This is a genomic window from Mergibacter septicus (genome assembly GCF_003265225.1).
GTDB lineage: Bacteria > Pseudomonadota > Gammaproteobacteria > Enterobacterales > Pasteurellaceae > Mergibacter > Mergibacter septicus.
Map to the genome: position 1 here is coordinate 118,247 of NZ_CP022013.1, position 17,870 is coordinate 136,116.

Consider the following 17,870-nt stretch of genomic DNA (forward strand, 5'->3'; position numbering starts at 1 on the left):
ACAAGTAGTATTATTAATAAGATAATAATTTTTGCTTAATAGCTTTTATTTTTTTAAAATCTGTAATTCTAATTTTAAGATCATCTTCAATTGAATTGCCCATAATGACAGGAGAAATCCGTTTCATTTGGCTATTTCGATATTTTTTACCTGATAAATGTAATTCATTTACACCAGTGGTAGTGATTATTTCAACTGCATTTTCGGCATTAACACCTGCTCCAGCCATAATACTAATTCTTCCCTGAGCTTGTTTGACCAATTCAGTTAACATTTTTCGTCCTTTAAATGCATTAATTGCTTGTCCTGATGTTAAGACACGATGACAACCTAAATTAATTAAGTCTTCTAAAGCTTGTTTTGGATCAGCACAAAGATCAAATGCCCGATGGAAAGTGATCCCCATACCGTTAGCGGCTTGAATCAGATGACGACAAACGGTCAAATCTATTTCAGCATTTGATGTTAAAGCACCAATAACAACACCATTCGCACCAAGTTGTTTGGCAATCTGAATATCTTCAAGCATCATTTGAACCTCTAATCGATTAAATAGAAAATCGCCTGATCTTGGGCGAATCATGACATAACTTTCAACCGAAAGGTTTTTTACAACGTATTTAATGAGAGAATAAGCAGGCGTAATTCCACCAACATCTAAAGATCCACAAAGTTCCAGTCGATCAGCACCAGCTTTAACTGCGGTTAAAGCAGATTCAATATTATCAACGCACACTTCAATTTTCATTTTATTTCTCTGTTTTTAAAGACGGTTTAAAAGAGGAATAGAATTGTCATTTTTTGGCAAAAATTACAAGAAAAATTTTATTTCCATGCTACACTTTCCACTATTTTATGCTATTTATGGTTTGAAGGTAGAAGATGGTACGCCGAATTTTTGTGCTTTTAGCATTAGTTTTGTTTTATTCTAATCCAGCGGTATCTGGGCTTTTCTCAAATAAAAGAACAGATTATTTGCCCGTAGAGCAAGCTTTTCAGCTTTCAGCTGAAAGAAATGAAAAAATAGTACAGTTTAATTGGTATATTGCTGAAGGTTACTATTTATATCAAAAAGAGTTAAAAATCACTGAAAATGGTAAAATATTACCTTTAAAAATTCTTTCAAATAGTCAGGAACATCAAGATCCTTACTTTGGAAAAACAGAAATTTTTACACAGCAATTACAGCTACAAGTAGTTCCGACTAATTTATCGCCAAATTCAATACTTGAAGTAAGTTATCAAGGTTGTACGGAAGGATTATGCTATCCCCCTCAAACTGATGTGATAAAAATAACTGATCTACCACAAATATCTAATAAAACACAAAGTAGCAATGAACAAAATAATTTCCAAGATCGTTTTACCACAGAACAACAGAATTTAGCATATAAACTGTTTCAGCATAAATATGCGATTTTATGGTTCTTTTTACTTGGGCTTGGTTTGGCTTTTACGCCTTGTGTCCTGCCAATGTTACCACTGCTATCTGCGATTGTTATTGGTCGCCAAATTCGACCAAATAGTTGGCGAGCCTTGAGTTTAAGTTTTGTTTATGTGCAAGGTATGGCACTTACTTACACCATACTTGGTTTAGTTGTTGCGACTGTTGGCTTACCGCTACAAATTGCATTGCAAAGCCCTTATGTATTAGTGTCACTTGCAATTCTGTTTGTAATTTTATCGCTTTCAATGTTTGGGGTATTTACGCTCCAGTTACCAACTCGCTTACAAACAAAATTAACTCTATTAAGTCAAAAACAACAAAGTGGTGCATATGGTGGTGTATTTTTAATGGGAATGATTGCAGGATTAGTCGCTTCTCCTTGTACGTCTGCCCCACTTTCTGGCGTTTTGCTTTATGTTGCACAAAGCGGAAATTTATTGATTGGTGCGATAACGTTATATTTATTGGCATTAGGAATGGGAACACCACTCATTTTAGTGACTTTGTTTGGGAATAAAATTCTACCTAAATCAGGTGTTTGGCTCAATAATGTTAAAATTTCCTTTGGTTTTGTGATGTTAGCTGTACCTATTTTCTTACTTTCTCGGATTCTTCCATTTGAATGGGAAGCGTTATTATGGTCTGGCTTAGCAGTGGCTTTTTTTAGTTGGGTAACCTTAAAAGTATGTAGAGATAAATGGTGGTTACAAATAATAGGATTAATCTTAATAATAATGAGTAGTAAACCTTTATTAGATTGGTTTTGGCAACCGCAACCTAATCAAGTGATTTCCCATCTTCAATTTGAGAAAATCAACAATTATGACCAGTTACAACGTACTTTAACACATAATTCTAAGCCTTATGCAATGGTAGATTTTTATGCTGATTGGTGTGTCGCTTGTAAAGAATTTGAAAAATATACTTTCAGTGATCCTAAGGTACAACTAGCTTTAACTGATTTTAAAGTCATTCAAATTGATATGACAAAAAATTCATTAGCAAATAAAGAGATTAGTGAAAAATTAAAAATATTAGGTTTACCAACTATTTTATTTTTTGATCGAGATGGAAAAGAAATCCCTAATAGTCGTATTACAGGTTTTTTAGATGCGAAAGAATTTTTACAAAAATTGAAACAACTACAGTAGCCAGATTATAAGTATAAAACTTACGACTTAATATAGAATTTTTGATGGTGCCAGTGGTCGGACTCGAACCGACACGCTTTTAAGGGCGGCGGATTTTGAATCCGCTACGTCTACCAATTTCGTCACACTGGCAAAAGATTGGTTAGGCAATTATACGAGAGTTTTAGTTGTATGCAAGTAAAAATCAAATAACCCTGTTTTATTCGTTGCTATTTTAAACAGATACTTGGTGAATAAAAATAAAAGATTACCACGTGACTTTCAATGGTAATCTTTTTACGAAGAAGTTTATATTTTTTACTTTTTATGTCGAAATAACCATAAGGTAATAGTTAGAAATAACACGCTAGGGAGTAATGCACCGAGTAATGGGGGAAGGTTATAAACAAGGCTGAGAGGGCCAAATATTTCATTGGTAATATAGAAAATAAATCCAAAACAGATGCCAGTGACTATTCTTGCTCCCATAGTGACACTGCGTAAAGGTCCGAAAATAAAAGAGAGGGCTAGTAACATCATAACGCCAACTGAGAGTGGTTCGAAAATTTTTCGCCAGAAATTGAGTTGAAAACGGCGAGCATCTTGTCCTGTTTCTTGTAGGAAACTAATGTAATCGGCTAAACCTGTAATAGATAAGGTTGAAGGTTCTGTTGCAACTATACCTAGTTTATCTGGGGTTAAATTTGTTTTCCACGGAAAGTTAAAATAGTTATTGGTTTCAATATGATCTTTATTAATGGTGGATTGTGACATTTGGCTAAACCACCACTGTTTGTTGCGATATTCAGCTGAATCTGCATGTAATTGGGTAATTAATTGGCGTTTTTGATTAAATTGGTAAACATAGATATTTTGTAATTTATCTTTATCAGTAACCTTTTGGATATAGATAAAATTATTGCCATCTTTTGCCCATACACCATTTTGAACAGACAGGAGTGATGTACCACGAATGGCTTTATAGCGAATTTCTTTAGCGGTTTGTTCGCTATGAGGAACTAACCATTCCCCAGCTATCATCATTAAGATAATAAGAGGGATTGACGTTTTCATTACTGCAAGTCCAATGCGTAAGCGTGAAAATCCTGCCGCTTGCATTGAGATAAGTTCGCTTCCTGAGGCTAATGATCCTAATCCAATTAAAGCTCCAATTAATGCAGCCATAGGAAACATGATTTCAATATCTTTTGGGATTGAAAATAAGGTATAGGCAATGGCTTGCCATATATCATAGGTTCCACGCCCAATAGAACGGAATTGTTCAACAAAGCGAATAGTGGTAGATAAGCCAGCTAATAATAACAGTGTGAAAAAAATGGCAATAACAATGGTTTTACCGATATAGCGGTCTAATACCTTAAACATTAGAGGATCTCCTGTTGTTTATTTAGACGACGATTAAACCACCATTGACGGATACGTAAGTGGTATTGTTGGCTATTTAAGCCGATTGCTATCAGTAAGAAGATAACATTGACAAGTGGTAATAACCATTGTGTATCTGCACGACCATTAACACCAGCCGATTTTAATGAGCTTTGGAGTAAGAAAAAGATCAAATAGAGCAATAATGCTGGTAACAGTTTTGCGAAACGCCCTTGACGAGGATTAACTCGACTGAGTGGTACGGCAATTAATGCCATAATAGGTACTACCAGAATTAGTGTTATCCGCCATTGTAATGCGGCTCTTGCGATTGGTGAGTGATCTTGTAGGAGTTTATCAATCGGCAGTAGTGTTGGATCATCATGAGTAACTTGTTGATTTTTAAAACCTATATTCGCTTGATATTGGTCGAAATGGGTGATTTTAAACTCGGGTAAAATTGAATTACCTTCGAAACGTTGACTATTATTTAAGGTTAAGCGTTGGTTACCATTATCTTGTGCTGTTACCGTTCCATTTTCTGATACCATAACAGAAGGTTTGACATTACCTCGTTGGCGAGTTTGAAAAAGATAAATGCCTTCAATACGATTGCCTGTAATTTTATCAATGAATAAAACAAAGTTACCATCTTCTGCTGAAATAAATTGCCCACTACTAAGGGCAGCAACATTCGGATTAGCTTGAGCATTGGTGAGAATTTCAATTTGTTTATTTAAAGCCCAAGGGTTAATCCAAATTGAGTTAATACTGGCTAAAATTGTTGTTAATAAAGAGAGAATTAAGACAATTTTGATTAATAATCGTTGCCCAACACCACAGGCTTGCATTACTGTAATTTCACTTTCAGCATAGAGTCGTCCAAAGGTAAGCAAAATGGCTAAAAAAAGACTTAAGGGTAACATCAGTTCTGCCATTGTCGGCATTCCAAGAGCGAGTAATGGCAGAATTAAATCTGTTGGGACATTACCATTTACCGCTGAACCTAGCACACGTACTAATTGTTGGGCAAAAAAGATAATAAGGAGAATAAAAAGAATCGCTAATTGGCTTTTAAATACTTCTCGTGTTAAATATTTGGTTAAAATCACTCTGTCAACCTATGTTTTACTTGCTTTAGCTTGCTTTTTTTGTAAAAAACGCTAGTTTAGCAGCATTAAAGAATTAGACTGCCTAGCGGATTAAATTAGAGATTAATGAAAAAGACTTTATTTATTTTGGGGCGTATCATACCTTGATTTCCCCGATCATACCAATAGAAATCATAGAGGAATTGAAAATGCAATTTAACATTATTCAGGCTAAACAAAATGTTGTGCCTAGCTTTGAGTTACAACCAAATGCGGTTATTGTTGTTGGTATTTGGCAAGATCGTCAATTATCTAGCGTAGCGAGAGAATTAGATCAACTCAGTGGTGGTGTTTTAAGCCAGATAGTTACACAAGGGAGTATTGAAGGGAAAGAAGGTGAAAGCCTTTATTTACCATTAGTTCCAAATTTACCTGTTAAAGGTGTTTTGTTAGTTGGTTGCGGAAAAGAAGATGAACTGACAGAAAGACAATATAAAAATATTATTCAAGCCACAGTAAAATGTTTGACTAAAAGTAATGTTGAAAGTGCAATCTATGCCTTAACTGAAGTGAAACTGAAAGCAAGAAGTAATTATTGGAATATTCGTTTTGCAATAGAAACAATTGCTGAAAATGTATATTGCTTTGACCAGTTTAAAAGCAAAAAAACACCCGTTGTAAAACTTGAAAATATTTTCTTTTGTCAGGCAGAAAGTGGTGTTGAACAGGCTAAACTAGCAGTGGCTCATGCTCAGGCAATTATCAAAGGTATCAAAGAAACAAAAGATGTGGCAAATTGCCCGCCAAATGTTTGTAATCCTGCATATTTAGCGGCGAAAGCACAAGAGTTAGCGGAGACTTATACTCATATTGAGACAACGGTTGTCGATGAAAAGCAGATGGCGGCATTAGGCATGAATGCCTATTTAGCGGTATCTCGAGGGGCTGAAAATCCTGCCTTTATGTCGATTATTGAATTTAAAAATAATCCAAATCCAGAGGCGAAACCAATAGTATTAGTCGGCAAAGGATTAACCTTTGATTCAGGTGGTATTTCAATTAAACCATCAGCTGCTATGGACGAAATGAAATATGATATGGGTGGTGCAGCAGCCGTTTATGGGGTGATGAAAGCGGTCGCTGAATTAAATCTTCCGTTAAATATTATCGGTGTTTTAGCTGGTTGTGAGAATATGCCAGATGGTAATGCTTATCGTCCCGGTGATATTTTAACTACAATGTCAGGATTAACTGTTGAAGTGTTGAATACTGATGCGGAAGGGCGTTTAGTTTTATGTGATGCTTTAACTTATGTTGAGCGTTTTGATCCTGAATTAGTGATTGATGTAGCAACATTAACTGGCGCTTGTGTGGTTGCATTAGGAGCACACAATAGTGGTTTAATTTCTCCAGATGATCAGTTAGCAATTGAATTACAACGTGCTTCAGAACAAGCAGCGGATCGAGTATGGCGTTTACCTATGGGAGAAGAATATCAAGAACAGCTACATTCTAACTTTGCAGATCTTGCCAATATTGGCGGACGTTGGGGCGGAGCAATTACTGCAGGTTGCTTCTTATCTAATTTTACCCAAAAATATACTTGGGCTCATCTTGATATTGCGGGTACAGCTTGGAGAGAGGGGGCGGCTAAAGGTGCAACTGGTCGTCCTGTTGCTTGTTTAGTCCAATTCTTACTACAACAAGCTAAGCAAAATATTGCATAGTTGACTATTATTTTTTTAGTATTGCCATTAGAGATTGAAGATCAATCTTTAATGGCATTTTAATGTTGATTACATTTCAAAATATTTAAAATGAAATTTGAGATGTTCTTCAATGAAACTGGCAATAAAGTAATAACTATGATCGTAACCTTGTTGCATTCGTAGCTGAATTGGATAGTTATTTCTTTTTGCTGCTTGAATCAAATTTTCAGGAAGTAGTTGCTTTTCAAGATAAAAGTTATCATCAGAACCTTGATCAATCAGAATGGGTAAAGGTTGACTTGTGTCTGCTTTTTGAATTAATTGGCAGCTATCATATTCCTCCCATAATTTTGGATTATTTCCTAAATAGCCAATAAAAGCCTTTTTTCCCCAAGCACAATTAATTGGATTAGTAATAGGACTAAAAGCTGATACCGAGCTAAACATCGTTGGGTTTTTCAGTGCAATAGTTAAAGCACCATGTCCTCCCATTGAATGTCCTGCTATTGCTCGTTGTGTTGTGACTGGAAAATTATTTTCTATTAACTGTGGTAGTTCCTTCACAATATAATCATACATGTGATAGTGCTGATCCCAAGGTGATTGAGTGGCATTGAGATAAAATCCAGCCCCTATTCCGAAATCATAACTATTATTTGGATCATCAGGAATATTGTCACCACGAGGACTAGTATCTGGTGCAACGAGAGCCATACCTAACTCACTTGCTATACGGCAAGCCCCGGCTTTTTGCATAAAATTTTCATCAGTACAAGTTAATCCAGAAAGCCAATAGAGGACAGGTACTTTTTGATTCATCTGGATTTGAGGCGGTAAATAAATTGCAAATCGCATATAACAATTTAATGTGTTTGAATAGTGGTGATATTGTTGATGCCAGCCATCGAAACATTTATTACTACTAATTTTTTTTAAATTCATTTTATATCCTACCTGTAAAGCATTAATATAAAAAAACAGTGTGTTTTCACACTGTTTATGTTGCTGAATAAGTTTATTTATTGTAATGAATCACTGTTCTAATACTTTCACCTTGATGCATTAATTCAAATGCTTGATTAATATTCTCTAAGGGCATTGTATGAGTGATAAATTGTTGTAGCTCAAACTCACCAGCCATATAACGTTCAACTATTTCAGGCAGTTCAGAGCGACCTTTTACGCCGCCAAATGCTGAACCACGCCATATACGCCCTGTTACTAGTTGAAATGGACGAGTTGATATTTCTTGACCTGCTCCAGCAACACCAATAATAATAGATTCACCCCAACCTTTGTGGCAGCATTCCAATGCAGAACGCATGACATTGACATTACCGATACATTCAAATGAATAATCAACACCTCCATTAGTCATTTCAATGATCACTTCTTGGATCGGTTTATTATATTTTTGTGGATTAATAAGATTTGTTGCACCAAGTTGTTGTGCTAATTTGAATTTTTCTTCGTTAATATCTATCCCTATAATCTGACTTGCTCCAGCCATTTTAGCACCGATAATGGCTGAAAGCCCAATACCACCTAAACCAAAGATAGCGACAGTACTGCCTTTTTCAACTTTAGCCGTATTTAAAACTGCCCCCATACCAGTTGTAACACCGCAACCTAATAGACAAATTTCTTCTAAAGGCGCTTCTTTGTTAACTTTTGCTAAAGAAATTTCAGGAAGAACCGTGTACTCAGAGAAAGTAGAACACCCCATATAGTGGTAGATAGGTTTTCCATCTTTATAAAATCTTGTTGTACCATCGGGCATTAATCCTTTTCCTTGAGTTTCTCGTATTGCCTGACATAAGTTGGTTTTACCTGAAAGACAGAATTTACATTTTCCGCATTCTGGAGTGTAAAGAGGGATAACATGATCGCCTACAGCAACACTTGTTACGCCTTCCCCTACCATTTCAACAATACCAGCACCCTCATGTCCTAATATTGCTGGAAAAATCCCTTCAGGATCATTACCAGATAGTGTAAAAGCATCAGTATGGCAAACTCCAGTAGTAATAATTCGAACGAGAACTTCCCCTTTTTTGGGTAACATTACATCAATTTCTTCAATTGACAGTGGTTGATTGGCTTCCCAAGCAACAGCGGCTTTAGATTTAATAAATTTATCTGACATGATGATTTCCTATTTATAATAAAATCAAAGGTTGTGATATTATATTTATTTCTTATTTGGTGATAATTGCCTATTTATGTAAATTACTTTTTCTATATAGTAATAATTGGAGGGGTATGTATTTGTGGGAAGGAATCAATGAGTTTGTTGCGGTAGTTGAAAAAGAAAGTTTTACTTTAGCTGCAAAACAATTAGGTATTTCAGTGGCTCAAGTTAGCCGACAGATTAATATGTTAGAAAATCGTTTAAATACTAAACTTTTTTATCGTACAACCAGACGAGTGTCTTTAACTGCAGAGGGAAGTATTTATTATCGCCATTGTCGTCAGTTGGTGGACGGGTTAGAAGAAGCTGAAAGAGCTATTTCAAATTTACGTGATATTCCCCAAGGTTTGATAAAAATGACAGCACCAGTTACTTATGGTGAGAAGTATATTGTGCCTTTGGTAAATGATTTTATGCAACAGTATTCAGAGGTAAAGGTGATAGTGAATTTAACCAATCTTCAATTAGATCTTGTTGAAGGGGGGTATGATCTTGCAATTCGCTTAGGACGATTAGAAAATTCTTCAATGATTGCTAAGCGTTTGAGAAACAGAACTATGTATCTTTGTGCAGCACCTAAGTATTTAGATCGGTTTGGAACACCGAGTAGTTTAGAAGAATTATCTAATCACAATTGCCTAGTTGGTAATAATCCATATTGGCGTTTTCAAGTTCAAGGAAAGGAACGAATGATTAAACTCTCAGGTAGCTTTGTGTGTAATAGTGGGTATGGATTAAGAGATGCCGTATTGAAAGGACTTGGTATTGCTCAATTACCTGAATATTATGTTGATCAAGATTTAATGAATGGAAAGTTAGTTTCATTATTAGAGCAATATCAAGAACCAGAGGAAGGTATTTGGGCGTTATATCCACATAATCGTCATTTATCTCCTAAAATTCGTCTGTTAGTCGATTTATTTGCAAAAGAATTACCACAAAAATATTTATCTTCTAATTAGTTTTTCATTTTTCGTTCTAGATAAAGCAGCATTTGTAGAGCAAGATCGAGCTTAGTGGTTTGTTCAATTAATTCTAATCCCGGACTGGCGTTGACTTCTAAAACGAAGGAACCCATATTCGAACGAATCAGATCGACACCTGCAATATCTAATCCAATCGCTTTAGTTGCTTTGATTGCTAGTTGTATTTCTTCGGAAGTGAGTTGTACGTTAGTAGCCGTGCCGCCTCGATGAAAGTTAGCTCGAAATTCTCCATTTTGTCCGTGGCGTTGCATCGCAGTGATCACTTTTTCTCCAATCACAAAACACCGTAGATCTGTCCCTCGAGCTTCACTGATAAATTGTTGTAATAAAACAGGCACTTCAGCCTGTTGCAAGGTTTCTAGCATACTAATTGCACTGTCAGTTTGTTCAGCCAGAATAACACCAACTCCCTGAGAACCATTTAAGGTTTTTAAAATGGTAGGAGAACCACAATAATGTACGGCTATTTTGCTAGAAGTGTCACAACCATTGAATAGGCTTTCAGGAACAGGAATACCACAGCGTTTGAGTTGATATAGGCTTTTCCATTTGTTACGTGCCAGTTCAATACTATCGGCAGAATTGAGGACTGGGATACCGAGATCTTCAAAGTAACGTAAAAGTCGGCAACCTTGTTCAGTGCTGGTTGTTCCAAAACGAGGAATAACTCCAGCAATATCAAGAGGAAAAGGAATAGCTTGGTGGTGATTAGGGGCTTGGTAAAACAGTCTTGGTTCTTGGTTTAAACGTAAGATAAAGCGATTAGGATCAACAATATCAAGTTGGTAGCCTGATATTTCCGCAACCTCTTTGAGACGTGTGCAACTATATAACCAAGGTGCTCGGCATAATAGTAAAAGTTTCTTTTTCGACATGGAAGCCGAGCTGTTATTTAACATTTTGCAAATCCTTGTTGTAAATAGGCTAAAACATCTGGACGGATAGGTTTAGTCATAATTTTTACCAATGTATTTTGTTGTGTTGCTAGATTATTAATATTCATAGTAGTGAAAAATTAGGTAAATTAATATAGCATAAGCGGTGATAGTAATGCACTGTTCCTTTGGTATCTGCTGGTAAAAGTGTAATACTTTGGATAGAATGTTTCAGTTTTTAAGGTATTTTATAAACTAAGAGGAATAAGATGTTTGTTGTAATTTTTGGTCGTGCGAGTTGCCCATATTGTGTACACGCAAAAGCATTAGCGAAAAAGTTAAAACAGAATTTGGACGGAATGGATTATCGTTATATTGATATAGTGGAAGAAGGAATTAGTAAAGCTGATTTATCTATTTCTGTGGGGAAGCCCGTTGAAACTGTACCGCAAATTTTCATTGATGAACAACCTATTGGTGGTTTTACTGATTTTGCGGCATTAGTCAAAGAAAAATATAATATTGTTCTCTAAATTTTGTCGTGTTTAATGTTTTAATGCAAAAGTAAAAGATTTAGCGGTCGTATGACCGCTTTTTTTATCTTAACTTCATTGAAGTCGTTTATTCTTCAACAATAAAACAGGCAATTTTAGTACCATTTGGATAAGTCTTTAATTGGGGTTGTTCACTACGACATTTTTCAGTAGCAAAACGGCAGCGAGCATTAAAAGCACAGCCGAGAGGTGGATTAAGCGGGCTAGGTAATTCACCACTTAACTTAATTCTTTCTCGTCTTAGATGAGGAGAAAGACGAGGTGTCGCAGAGAGTAACGCTTGAGTATAAGGATGGCGAGGATTAGTAAAGATTTGTTCGGTTGTGCCTTGTTCAACGCAACGTCCTAAATACATGACCATCACTTCATCTGCAATATGTTCTACCACTGAGAGATCGTGAGAAATAAAAACATAAGACAAGCCTAGTTCTTGTTGGAGATCCATCATTAAATTCAGCACTTGTGCTCGGACTGAAACATCTAAGGCGGATACGGGTTCATCAGCGATGACAATATCGGGATTTAGCATTAAGCCTCGAGCAATTGCAATTCGTTGTCTTTGCCCACCAGAGAACATATGTGGATAACGATCATAAAACTCTGCTCGCAAACCAACTTTTGCCATCATATCTAATACTTTTTGTTTCCGTTCTTGTTTTGTCAGCTTAGTATTGATTAGTAACGGTTCTTCTAAAATTGTGCCAATTTTTTTACGAGGATTTAATGAAGCATAAGGGTTTTGAAAGACAATCTGAATTTTTTGTCGGCGTAATTTTTGTATTTCCTTATTCTGTTGGAGAAAATTTTGTCCTTGATAGTAGAGTTCACCACTAGTTGGCGTTTCAATCATAGTGAGTAAACGCCCTAGAGTCGATTTACCACAACCAGATTCTCCAACAACAGCTAATGTTTTTCCACGTTCTAAACGGAAAGAAACACCGTCTAATGCTTTGACCATTTGGGTTGGTGAAAAAAGACTTTTTTTCACTGGGTAATATTTTTTTAAGTTTAACGCATCAAGTAATACTGTTTGATCGTTTGCTGATGCTTGAGAATTTAACTTAGACATTACTAGGTTTTCCTTCTGCGTTAAGTGGTGTGTGGCATTTTACTTGCCGATTCCCAAGAGTGCGGAGTTCAGGTTCTTGTTGACGACATAATTCTGTTGCATAAGGACAACGAGGATTTAATAAGCAACCTGTCGGGCGATCATATTTGCCGGGTACAACACCGGGTAGGGATTGTAAACGGGATTTTCCTTCAGCAAATTCAGGAAGAGAACGTAATAGTGCTTGAGTATAAGGGTGTTTAGGTTGGCTGAAAAGTTCTGCAGCTTTTGCTTCTTCAACTATCTGTCCCGCATACATCACAATAATCCGATCAGCCGATTCAGCCACTAACGCCAGATCGTGAGTGATGAGGATTAATGCCATATTTTCTTTTTTTTGTAAGGTTAGCAACAAATCAATGATTTGTGCTTGAATGGTAACGTCTAACGCAGTGGTCGGTTCATCTGCAATTAAAAGTTTGGGTTTGCAGGCAATTGCCATTGCGATCATAACTCGTTGACTCATACCACCTGAAAGTTGATGAGGATAGACATCAAGGCGAGATTCAGGATCTGGAATACCCACTAAACGTAATAATTCAATGGTGCGTTGACGGCGTGTTTTTCGATTACCACCTTGATGAACTTTTAATGCTTCCATAATTTGAAAGCCGACAGTATAGCAAGGATTGAGGCTAGTCATTGGATCTTGAAAGATCATTGAGATTTCTGCGCCCACTAAATGTTGTTTTTCTTTTTCATCAAGTTTTTGCAGATCGATATGGTTAAATTCTAATTTTTCAGCTTGGACACGTCCCGGATAATCAATTAATCCCATCACTGCTAATGAGCTGACTGATTTGCCTGAACCAGATTCTCCTACAATACCTAAGACTTCACCTTGTTCAATTTGGTAACTAATGCGATCAACCGCTTTAAATGGTGTTTCTTCATTCCCAAAGTGGACTGATAATTGATTGATTTCAAGTAATGCCATAATGTCCTCTTTATTGTTTTAATTTTGGATCAAGGGCATCGCGTAAACCGTCCCCCATAAGATTAAAGGCTAAAACAGTGAATAAGATTGCCAGCCCCGGAAATGTTACCACCCACCAAGCACGTTGTATAAATTGTAATGAATCTGCCAACATTGCTCCCCATTCTGGTGTTGGGGGTTGTGCACCTATACCTAAAAAGCCTAATGCTGCAAGATCCAAAATAGCATTAGAAAATCCCATTGAAGTTTGTACGATGAGTGGTGCAAGGCAGTTTGGTAAGATGGTAATTAACATTAGTCGTAACGCACTCGCACCAGCGACTCGGGAAGAGGTAACATATTCTCGGTTGACTTCATTTAAAACAGAAGCACGAGTTAAACGCACATAGCTCGGGAGGGAGACAAATGCAACAGCAAAAGACGCATTAATTAAAGAAGGACCGAGAATAGCCACAACTGCAATGGCTAAGAGTAAACTTGGCAATGCGAGCATAATATCAATAATTCGCATAATAAAAATATCAATAGCACCACCGAAGTATCCAGAAATTAATCCAAGAGTTACGCCCAGAATAAAAGAGAGTGTTACGACTAACAGCCCTGTGAAGAGAGATAATCTGGCACCGTAAATTAAGCGTGATAGGATATCCCGTCCGATATCATCGGTACCAAGAATATAATGCCAAGATCCACCTTCTATCCAAGCGGGTGGTAATAAAAGTGCATCACGATTTTGTTCAATTGGATTATGAGGGGCGATGACGTTTGCAAAAATACTAATGATTAAAATAAAAACGATGTAAGCCAAACCTATTACCGCACCTTTATTCTGGCTAAAATTATGCCAAAATTCTTGAATTGGGGTTTTCGGAATGGGTGGAGAAATCACATTAGACATAAATTTATTCCCACATTTAAAATTTAATTTATAAAACTAAAAAAATAAATAGATAAATCAATTATTTATGATGTCTTATCCGAGGGTTTACAATACCATATAATAGATCAACACAGAGATTAATCACGATAATAATCGTTGCGATAATTAATACGGCTCCTTGGACAACAGGGTAATCTCGCTGCCGAATGGCTTCAATGATCCATTTGCCGATACCCGGCCAAGAGAAAATGGTTTCAGTTAAAATTGCACCTGATAAAAGTTGCCCTACAATTAAACCTACAACAGTAATGACGGGAATTAAGGCGTTGCGTAATGCGTGAACAATGATAATTCGCATTGGTGCAAGCCCTTTGGCTCGGGCGGTACGAATATAGTCCTCACCTAAAACTTCTAGCATTGATGAGCGTGTCATACGAGATATAACCGCTAAAGGGATAGTTCCTAGTACAATAGAAGGTAAGATTAAATGGGATACAGCAGATTTGAATGCACCGGGATCGTCAGAATACCAGCTATCGATCAACATAAATCCAGTGGTATTGTCGATCCAATATTGCACATCAATTCTCCCATCAATCGGTAGTAATCCCCATTTGGCTGAGATGAGAAGAACTAACAACGATCCCCACCAAAAAATCGGCATTGAGTAACCGGTTAATGAAATCGCCATTACGGAATGATCGAATATCGAACCTCGCTTTACTGCAGCAATAATCCCTATTGGAATACCTATTACCACCGCAAATAAGATAGCAAAAAAGGCTAATTCAACTGTGGCAGGAAAAAGGGCTAAAAATTGATCTATAACAGGGATATTATCTTTATAAGAATTGCCAAGATCCCCTTGAACTATTCCTTTCATATAATCTAAATATTGGGTAGATAAAGGTTTATCTAACCCTAATTGGTGCATCATTTGTTGATGTAATTCTGGGCTAAGTCCCCGTTCTCCCATCCGAATTTCAATCGGATCGCCCGGAATAAGATGAATTAAAGCAAAAGTTAGTAAAGTAATACCTATAAAAGTAGGAATAACCATTGCCACACGTTTTAAAATAAATTGAAACATAAAAAGCTCGCTAATAATTATTATTCCCGACCAATATTATGATTGATCGGGGGAATTATGTTTTGCAATTTGCAAATTATTTTTGTAGATCAACTCCATAGAAAGAATGTAATCCAAATGGACTAACGATATAATTTTTTACTTCTTTACGAATTGGTAAATAAGTAGTGGAGTGAGCTATTGTGACCCAAGGAGCTTGTTCTTTAAATACCTCTTGAGCTTGTTTATAAAGTGCAACTCGTTGGTCGTAATCGGTAGTTTGAGCTGCTTCTTTTACTAATTTATCAAATGGTGCATAGCAGAATTTAGCATAATTTGAACCTTGATCTTTTGCTGCACAGCTTAATAAGGCTGCTAGGAAATTATCAGGATCGCCATTATCACCAGTCCATCCCATTAAGCCTGTTGGACTCTCTCCATTTTTCATTCGTTGTAAATATTCGCCCCATTCGTAACTGACTATTTTAGCATTAACCCCTACTTTCGCCCAGTCTGCTTGAATGATTTCTGCCATTCGTCTTGCATTAGGGTTATAAGGCCGAGCAACAGGCATTGCCCAGATCTCTGTGGTAAATCCATTAGGATAACCTGCTTTTTTTAATAATTCTTTTGCTTTTTCTGGATTATATTCATAGTCTTTTACGTCATCGTTATAACTCCACATTGTTGGTGGAATAGGATTTTTAGCAACTTGTCCACCACCTTGATAAACAGCATTGAGAATAGCTTTTTTATCAATCGCATAACTTAATGCTTTGCGAACATCCAGATTATCAAATGGTTTTTTCTCTAGGTTAAAAGATAAGTAGCCAATATTTAACCCCGGTTTGGTTAAGATCTCAATATTAGGATCTTTTCGCATTTGATTAATATCCGCTGGATTTGGATAAGGAATGATTTGGCACTCATTTTTCTTCAGTTTTGCATAGCGAATAGTTGCATCTGGTGTGATCGAGAAAACTAAACGATCAATTTTAGCTGGACCTCGCCAATAATTTTTAAAGGCTTTATAACGTAAATTGGCGTCTTTTTGATAAGAAATAAACTCAAAAGGACCAGTGCCAATAATCTCTGTATCTAATTTAGTTGGTGTGCCAGCTTTTAATAGTTGATCTGCATATTCTTTTGAATAAATCGAGGCAAAATCCATTGCTAAATTAGCGAGAAAAGGAGCATTAGGTTGTTTAAGTGTTATTTTTACTGTGTAATCATCAACTTTCTCAATTTTATCTATGATATTTGGCATATCCATACCAATAAAATATTCATAATGTCCCCCAGAAACTTTATGGTATGGGTGATGAGGATCGAGTTGTCGATTAAATGAAAAAATAACATCATCAGCATTCATATTTCGAGTTGGTTTAAAAATTTTATTAGTATGAAACTGTACGCCTTGACGTAAATGAAAGAGATAGGTTTTTCCATCAGGTGAAATATCCCAACTTTCTGCTAAAGAAGGAATAATTTCTGTTGAACCCGGCTTAAATGCTATTAAACGATCAAAAACTTGAGCACCACCAGCATCCAAAGATGCACCATCTGTTGCTAGAACAGGACTAAGATAAGAAGGAGAAGCTTCAGAGCAGTAAACTAAAGTTTTTGGACTAGCTAAAGCTGATGTTGAAATAATCAAGCCTAAAGTGGCAAGTGAAAAACGCAAAGTCGATTTCATACTATACTCCATACTATGTTGTGTTTAAATAGATTGTTGTTGTAATTATTCGTTAGATTGAGGAATAGCTCTATAATTTGCGGATAGAATCAGTTTCTGTCAATATTTTTTGTATAAGAAAAAATTAATGATTTTCTTTATATTCATAATTTTGATTGCTTTACAGGTGACTTAGAAAAAACTCTGAAAGCTATTTTATCCGCCACTTTGTTAATTAGTTCATTAATTTACTTTTTATTGTTGACTTTGATACTTGGCATTTATATTATTTTCTCAAGCTATCAGAAAGCGATAACGTAACTTCCTACCTGAAAAGGTTTGATACTTTAATATTGTGATATTAAGCTAGTATCACTGATAGCCCACCAAATTATTCCATTCTTTAACTCTAAATAATCTACACATTTCCTTTCCATTGTTGACTTTAATGCTCAGCATTTATATTATTTCCTCAAGCTATCAGAAAGTGAAGGTGTATATCGCCCTACCTGAAAAGGTTTGATACCTTAATATTTTGATATTAAGCAAGTATCACTGATAGCTCGCCAAATTATTCCATTCTTTAACTCTAAATAATCTACACATTTCCTTTTCGTTGTTGGCTTTAATAGTCGATATTTTTATTATTTCCTTGTGCGGTTAGAAAAGCGATGAACTCTGCCGATCGCAGCCTGCTAATTTTTGAATTAGTGTCCGAGAGCGTGTGTGGCTTGGCAGTACCACCTAACCGTTTCACCCCCATTGTTTTTCACTAACCAACCTCAAAGACTGAATAAAAATTTCTTTTCTCAATATTTTTATCATTAATTAA

The 17,870-nt window shown here is 36.1% G+C and carries 15 protein-coding genes and 1 tRNA gene; 4 read left to right on the forward strand and 12 right to left on the reverse strand.

Features of this window, described 5'->3' with window-relative positions:
- Positions 1 to 13: 13 nt before the first annotated feature.
- On the reverse strand, positions 14 to 748 hold the full coding sequence (locus tag CEP47_RS00620; RefSeq protein ID WP_261919887.1) for a copper homeostasis protein CutC: 735 nt from the start codon (positions 746 to 748) through the stop codon (positions 14 to 16).
- Positions 749 to 882: 134 nt separating this feature from the next.
- Between CEP47_RS00620 and CEP47_RS00625 the strand changes: the two genes are divergently transcribed.
- A complete protein-coding gene (locus tag CEP47_RS00625; protein ID WP_261919886.1) occupies positions 883 to 2,598 on the forward strand; it encodes a protein-disulfide reductase DsbD in 1,716 nt (571 codons plus the stop codon).
- A gap of 45 nt (positions 2,599 to 2,643) precedes the next feature.
- Here the strand turns inward: CEP47_RS00625 and CEP47_RS00630 are convergent.
- The 3 genes from CEP47_RS00630 to lptF form a co-directional block, all read right to left on the reverse strand.
- Positions 2,644 to 2,730 (reverse strand) — tRNA-Leu (locus tag CEP47_RS00630).
- Positions 2,731 to 2,895: 165 nt separating this feature from the next.
- Positions 2,896 to 3,963 (reverse strand): LPS export ABC transporter permease LptG, encoded by a 1,068-nt coding sequence (gene lptG / locus CEP47_RS00635; protein ID WP_261919885.1) that lies wholly within the window; start codon positions 3,961 to 3,963, stop codon positions 2,896 to 2,898.
- The gene (lptF, locus tag CEP47_RS00640) at positions 3,963 to 5,075 is read right to left on the reverse strand and encodes an LPS export ABC transporter permease LptF (RefSeq protein WP_261919884.1); all 1,113 of its coding nucleotides are present in this window, start codon (positions 5,073 to 5,075) and stop codon (positions 3,963 to 3,965) included. Before lptF ends, lptG begins: the two co-directional genes overlap by 1 nt.
- A gap of 188 nt (positions 5,076 to 5,263) precedes the next feature.
- Between lptF and CEP47_RS00645 the strand changes: the two genes are divergently transcribed.
- Positions 5,264 to 6,781 (forward strand): leucyl aminopeptidase, encoded by a 1,518-nt coding sequence (locus CEP47_RS00645; protein ID WP_261919883.1) that lies wholly within the window; start codon positions 5,264 to 5,266, stop codon positions 6,779 to 6,781.
- A 69-nt stretch (positions 6,782 to 6,850) separates the two neighbouring features.
- On the opposite strand, the gene fghA is transcribed toward CEP47_RS00645, so the two are convergent.
- Positions 6,851 to 7,705: an S-formylglutathione hydrolase gene (gene fghA / locus CEP47_RS00650; RefSeq protein WP_261919882.1), complete on the reverse strand. Its 855-nt coding sequence runs from the start codon at positions 7,703 to 7,705 to the stop codon at positions 6,851 to 6,853.
- A 73-nt stretch (positions 7,706 to 7,778) separates the two neighbouring features.
- Positions 7,779 to 8,909 (reverse strand): S-(hydroxymethyl)glutathione dehydrogenase/class III alcohol dehydrogenase, encoded by a 1,131-nt coding sequence (locus tag CEP47_RS00655; protein WP_261919881.1) that lies wholly within the window; start codon positions 8,907 to 8,909, stop codon positions 7,779 to 7,781.
- Positions 8,910 to 9,025: 116 nt separating this feature from the next.
- On the opposite strand from CEP47_RS00655, the gene CEP47_RS00660 reads away from it, so the two are divergent.
- Positions 9,026 to 9,916 (forward strand): LysR family transcriptional regulator, encoded by an 891-nt coding sequence (locus CEP47_RS00660; protein ID WP_261919880.1) that lies wholly within the window; start codon positions 9,026 to 9,028, stop codon positions 9,914 to 9,916.
- On the opposite strand, the gene CEP47_RS00665 is transcribed toward CEP47_RS00660, so the two are convergent.
- A complete protein-coding gene (locus CEP47_RS00665; protein ID WP_261919879.1) occupies positions 9,913 to 10,839 on the reverse strand; it encodes an ATP-grasp domain-containing protein in 927 nt (308 codons plus the stop codon). The genes CEP47_RS00660 and CEP47_RS00665 overlap by 4 nt on opposite strands.
- A 245-nt stretch (positions 10,840 to 11,084) precedes the next feature.
- On the opposite strand from CEP47_RS00665, the gene CEP47_RS00670 reads away from it, so the two are divergent.
- The gene (locus tag CEP47_RS00670; protein ID WP_261919878.1) at positions 11,085 to 11,348 is read left to right on the forward strand and encodes a GrxA family glutaredoxin; all 264 of its coding nucleotides are present in this window, start codon (positions 11,085 to 11,087) and stop codon (positions 11,346 to 11,348) included.
- An 88-nt stretch (positions 11,349 to 11,436) separates the two neighbouring features.
- Here the strand turns inward: CEP47_RS00670 and CEP47_RS00675 are convergent, their stop codons facing one another.
- The 5 genes from CEP47_RS00675 to CEP47_RS00695 form a co-directional block, all read right to left on the reverse strand.
- The gene (locus CEP47_RS00675) at positions 11,437 to 12,438 is read right to left on the reverse strand and encodes a peptide ABC transporter ATP-binding protein (RefSeq protein WP_261919877.1); all 1,002 of its coding nucleotides are present in this window, start codon (positions 12,436 to 12,438) and stop codon (positions 11,437 to 11,439) included.
- Positions 12,431 to 13,414, reverse strand: coding sequence for a dipeptide ABC transporter ATP-binding protein (dppD, locus tag CEP47_RS00680; RefSeq protein WP_265482657.1), 984 nt, complete (start codon positions 13,412 to 13,414; stop codon positions 12,431 to 12,433). The genes CEP47_RS00675 and dppD overlap by 8 nt, the downstream gene beginning before the upstream one ends.
- Positions 13,415 to 13,424: 10 nt before the next feature.
- Positions 13,425 to 14,312 carry a dipeptide ABC transporter permease DppC gene (gene dppC, locus CEP47_RS00685; protein ID WP_261919876.1) on the reverse strand — a complete coding sequence of 296 codons (888 nt, stop codon included), beginning with the start codon at positions 14,310 to 14,312 and terminating at the stop codon, positions 13,425 to 13,427.
- Between the two features lie 61 nt (positions 14,313 to 14,373).
- A complete protein-coding gene (locus tag CEP47_RS00690) occupies positions 14,374 to 15,384 on the reverse strand; it encodes an ABC transporter permease subunit (protein WP_261919875.1) in 1,011 nt (336 codons plus the stop codon).
- 76 nt (positions 15,385 to 15,460) lie between these two features.
- Positions 15,461 to 17,059 carry an ABC transporter substrate-binding protein gene (locus CEP47_RS00695; RefSeq protein WP_275979740.1) on the reverse strand — a complete coding sequence of 533 codons (1,599 nt, stop codon included), beginning with the start codon at positions 17,057 to 17,059 and terminating at the stop codon, positions 15,461 to 15,463.
- Positions 17,060 to 17,870: the final 811 nt, after the last annotated feature.

Excerpts from the sequence above, each read along its gene's own strand:
- CEP47_RS00620 (WP_261919887.1), bottom strand. The coding sequence starts at position 748 with ATGAAAATTGAAGTGTGCGTTGATAATATTGAATCTGCTTTAACCGCA.
- CEP47_RS00625 (WP_261919886.1), top strand. The coding sequence starts at position 883 with ATGGTACGCCGAATTTTTGTGCTTTTAGCATTAGTTTTGTTTTATTCT.
- lptG (WP_261919885.1), bottom strand. The coding sequence starts at position 3,963 with ATGTTTAAGGTATTAGACCGCTATATCGGTAAAACCATTGTTATTGCC.
- CEP47_RS00645 (WP_261919883.1), top strand. The coding sequence starts at position 5,264 with ATGCAATTTAACATTATTCAGGCTAAACAAAATGTTGTGCCTAGCTTT.
- fghA (WP_261919882.1), bottom strand. The coding sequence starts at position 7,705 with ATGAATTTAAAAAAAATTAGTAGTAATAAATGTTTCGATGGCTGGCAT.
- CEP47_RS00655 (WP_261919881.1), bottom strand. The coding sequence starts at position 8,909 with ATGTCAGATAAATTTATTAAATCTAAAGCCGCTGTTGCTTGGGAAGCC.
- CEP47_RS00660 (WP_261919880.1), top strand. The coding sequence starts at position 9,026 with ATGTATTTGTGGGAAGGAATCAATGAGTTTGTTGCGGTAGTTGAAAAA.
- CEP47_RS00665 (WP_261919879.1), bottom strand. The coding sequence starts at position 10,839 with ATGTTAAATAACAGCTCGGCTTCCATGTCGAAAAAGAAACTTTTACTA.
- CEP47_RS00670 (WP_261919878.1), top strand. The coding sequence starts at position 11,085 with ATGTTTGTTGTAATTTTTGGTCGTGCGAGTTGCCCATATTGTGTACAC.
- CEP47_RS00675 (WP_261919877.1), bottom strand. The coding sequence starts at position 12,438 with ATGTCTAAGTTAAATTCTCAAGCATCAGCAAACGATCAAACAGTATTA.
- dppD (WP_265482657.1), bottom strand. The coding sequence starts at position 13,414 with ATGGCATTACTTGAAATCAATCAATTATCAGTCCACTTTGGGAATGAA.
- dppC (WP_261919876.1), bottom strand. The coding sequence starts at position 14,312 with ATGTCTAATGTGATTTCTCCACCCATTCCGAAAACCCCAATTCAAGAA.
- CEP47_RS00690 (WP_261919875.1), bottom strand. The coding sequence starts at position 15,384 with ATGTTTCAATTTATTTTAAAACGTGTGGCAATGGTTATTCCTACTTTT.
- CEP47_RS00695 (WP_275979740.1), bottom strand. The coding sequence starts at position 17,059 with ATGAAATCGACTTTGCGTTTTTCACTTGCCACTTTAGGCTTGATTATT.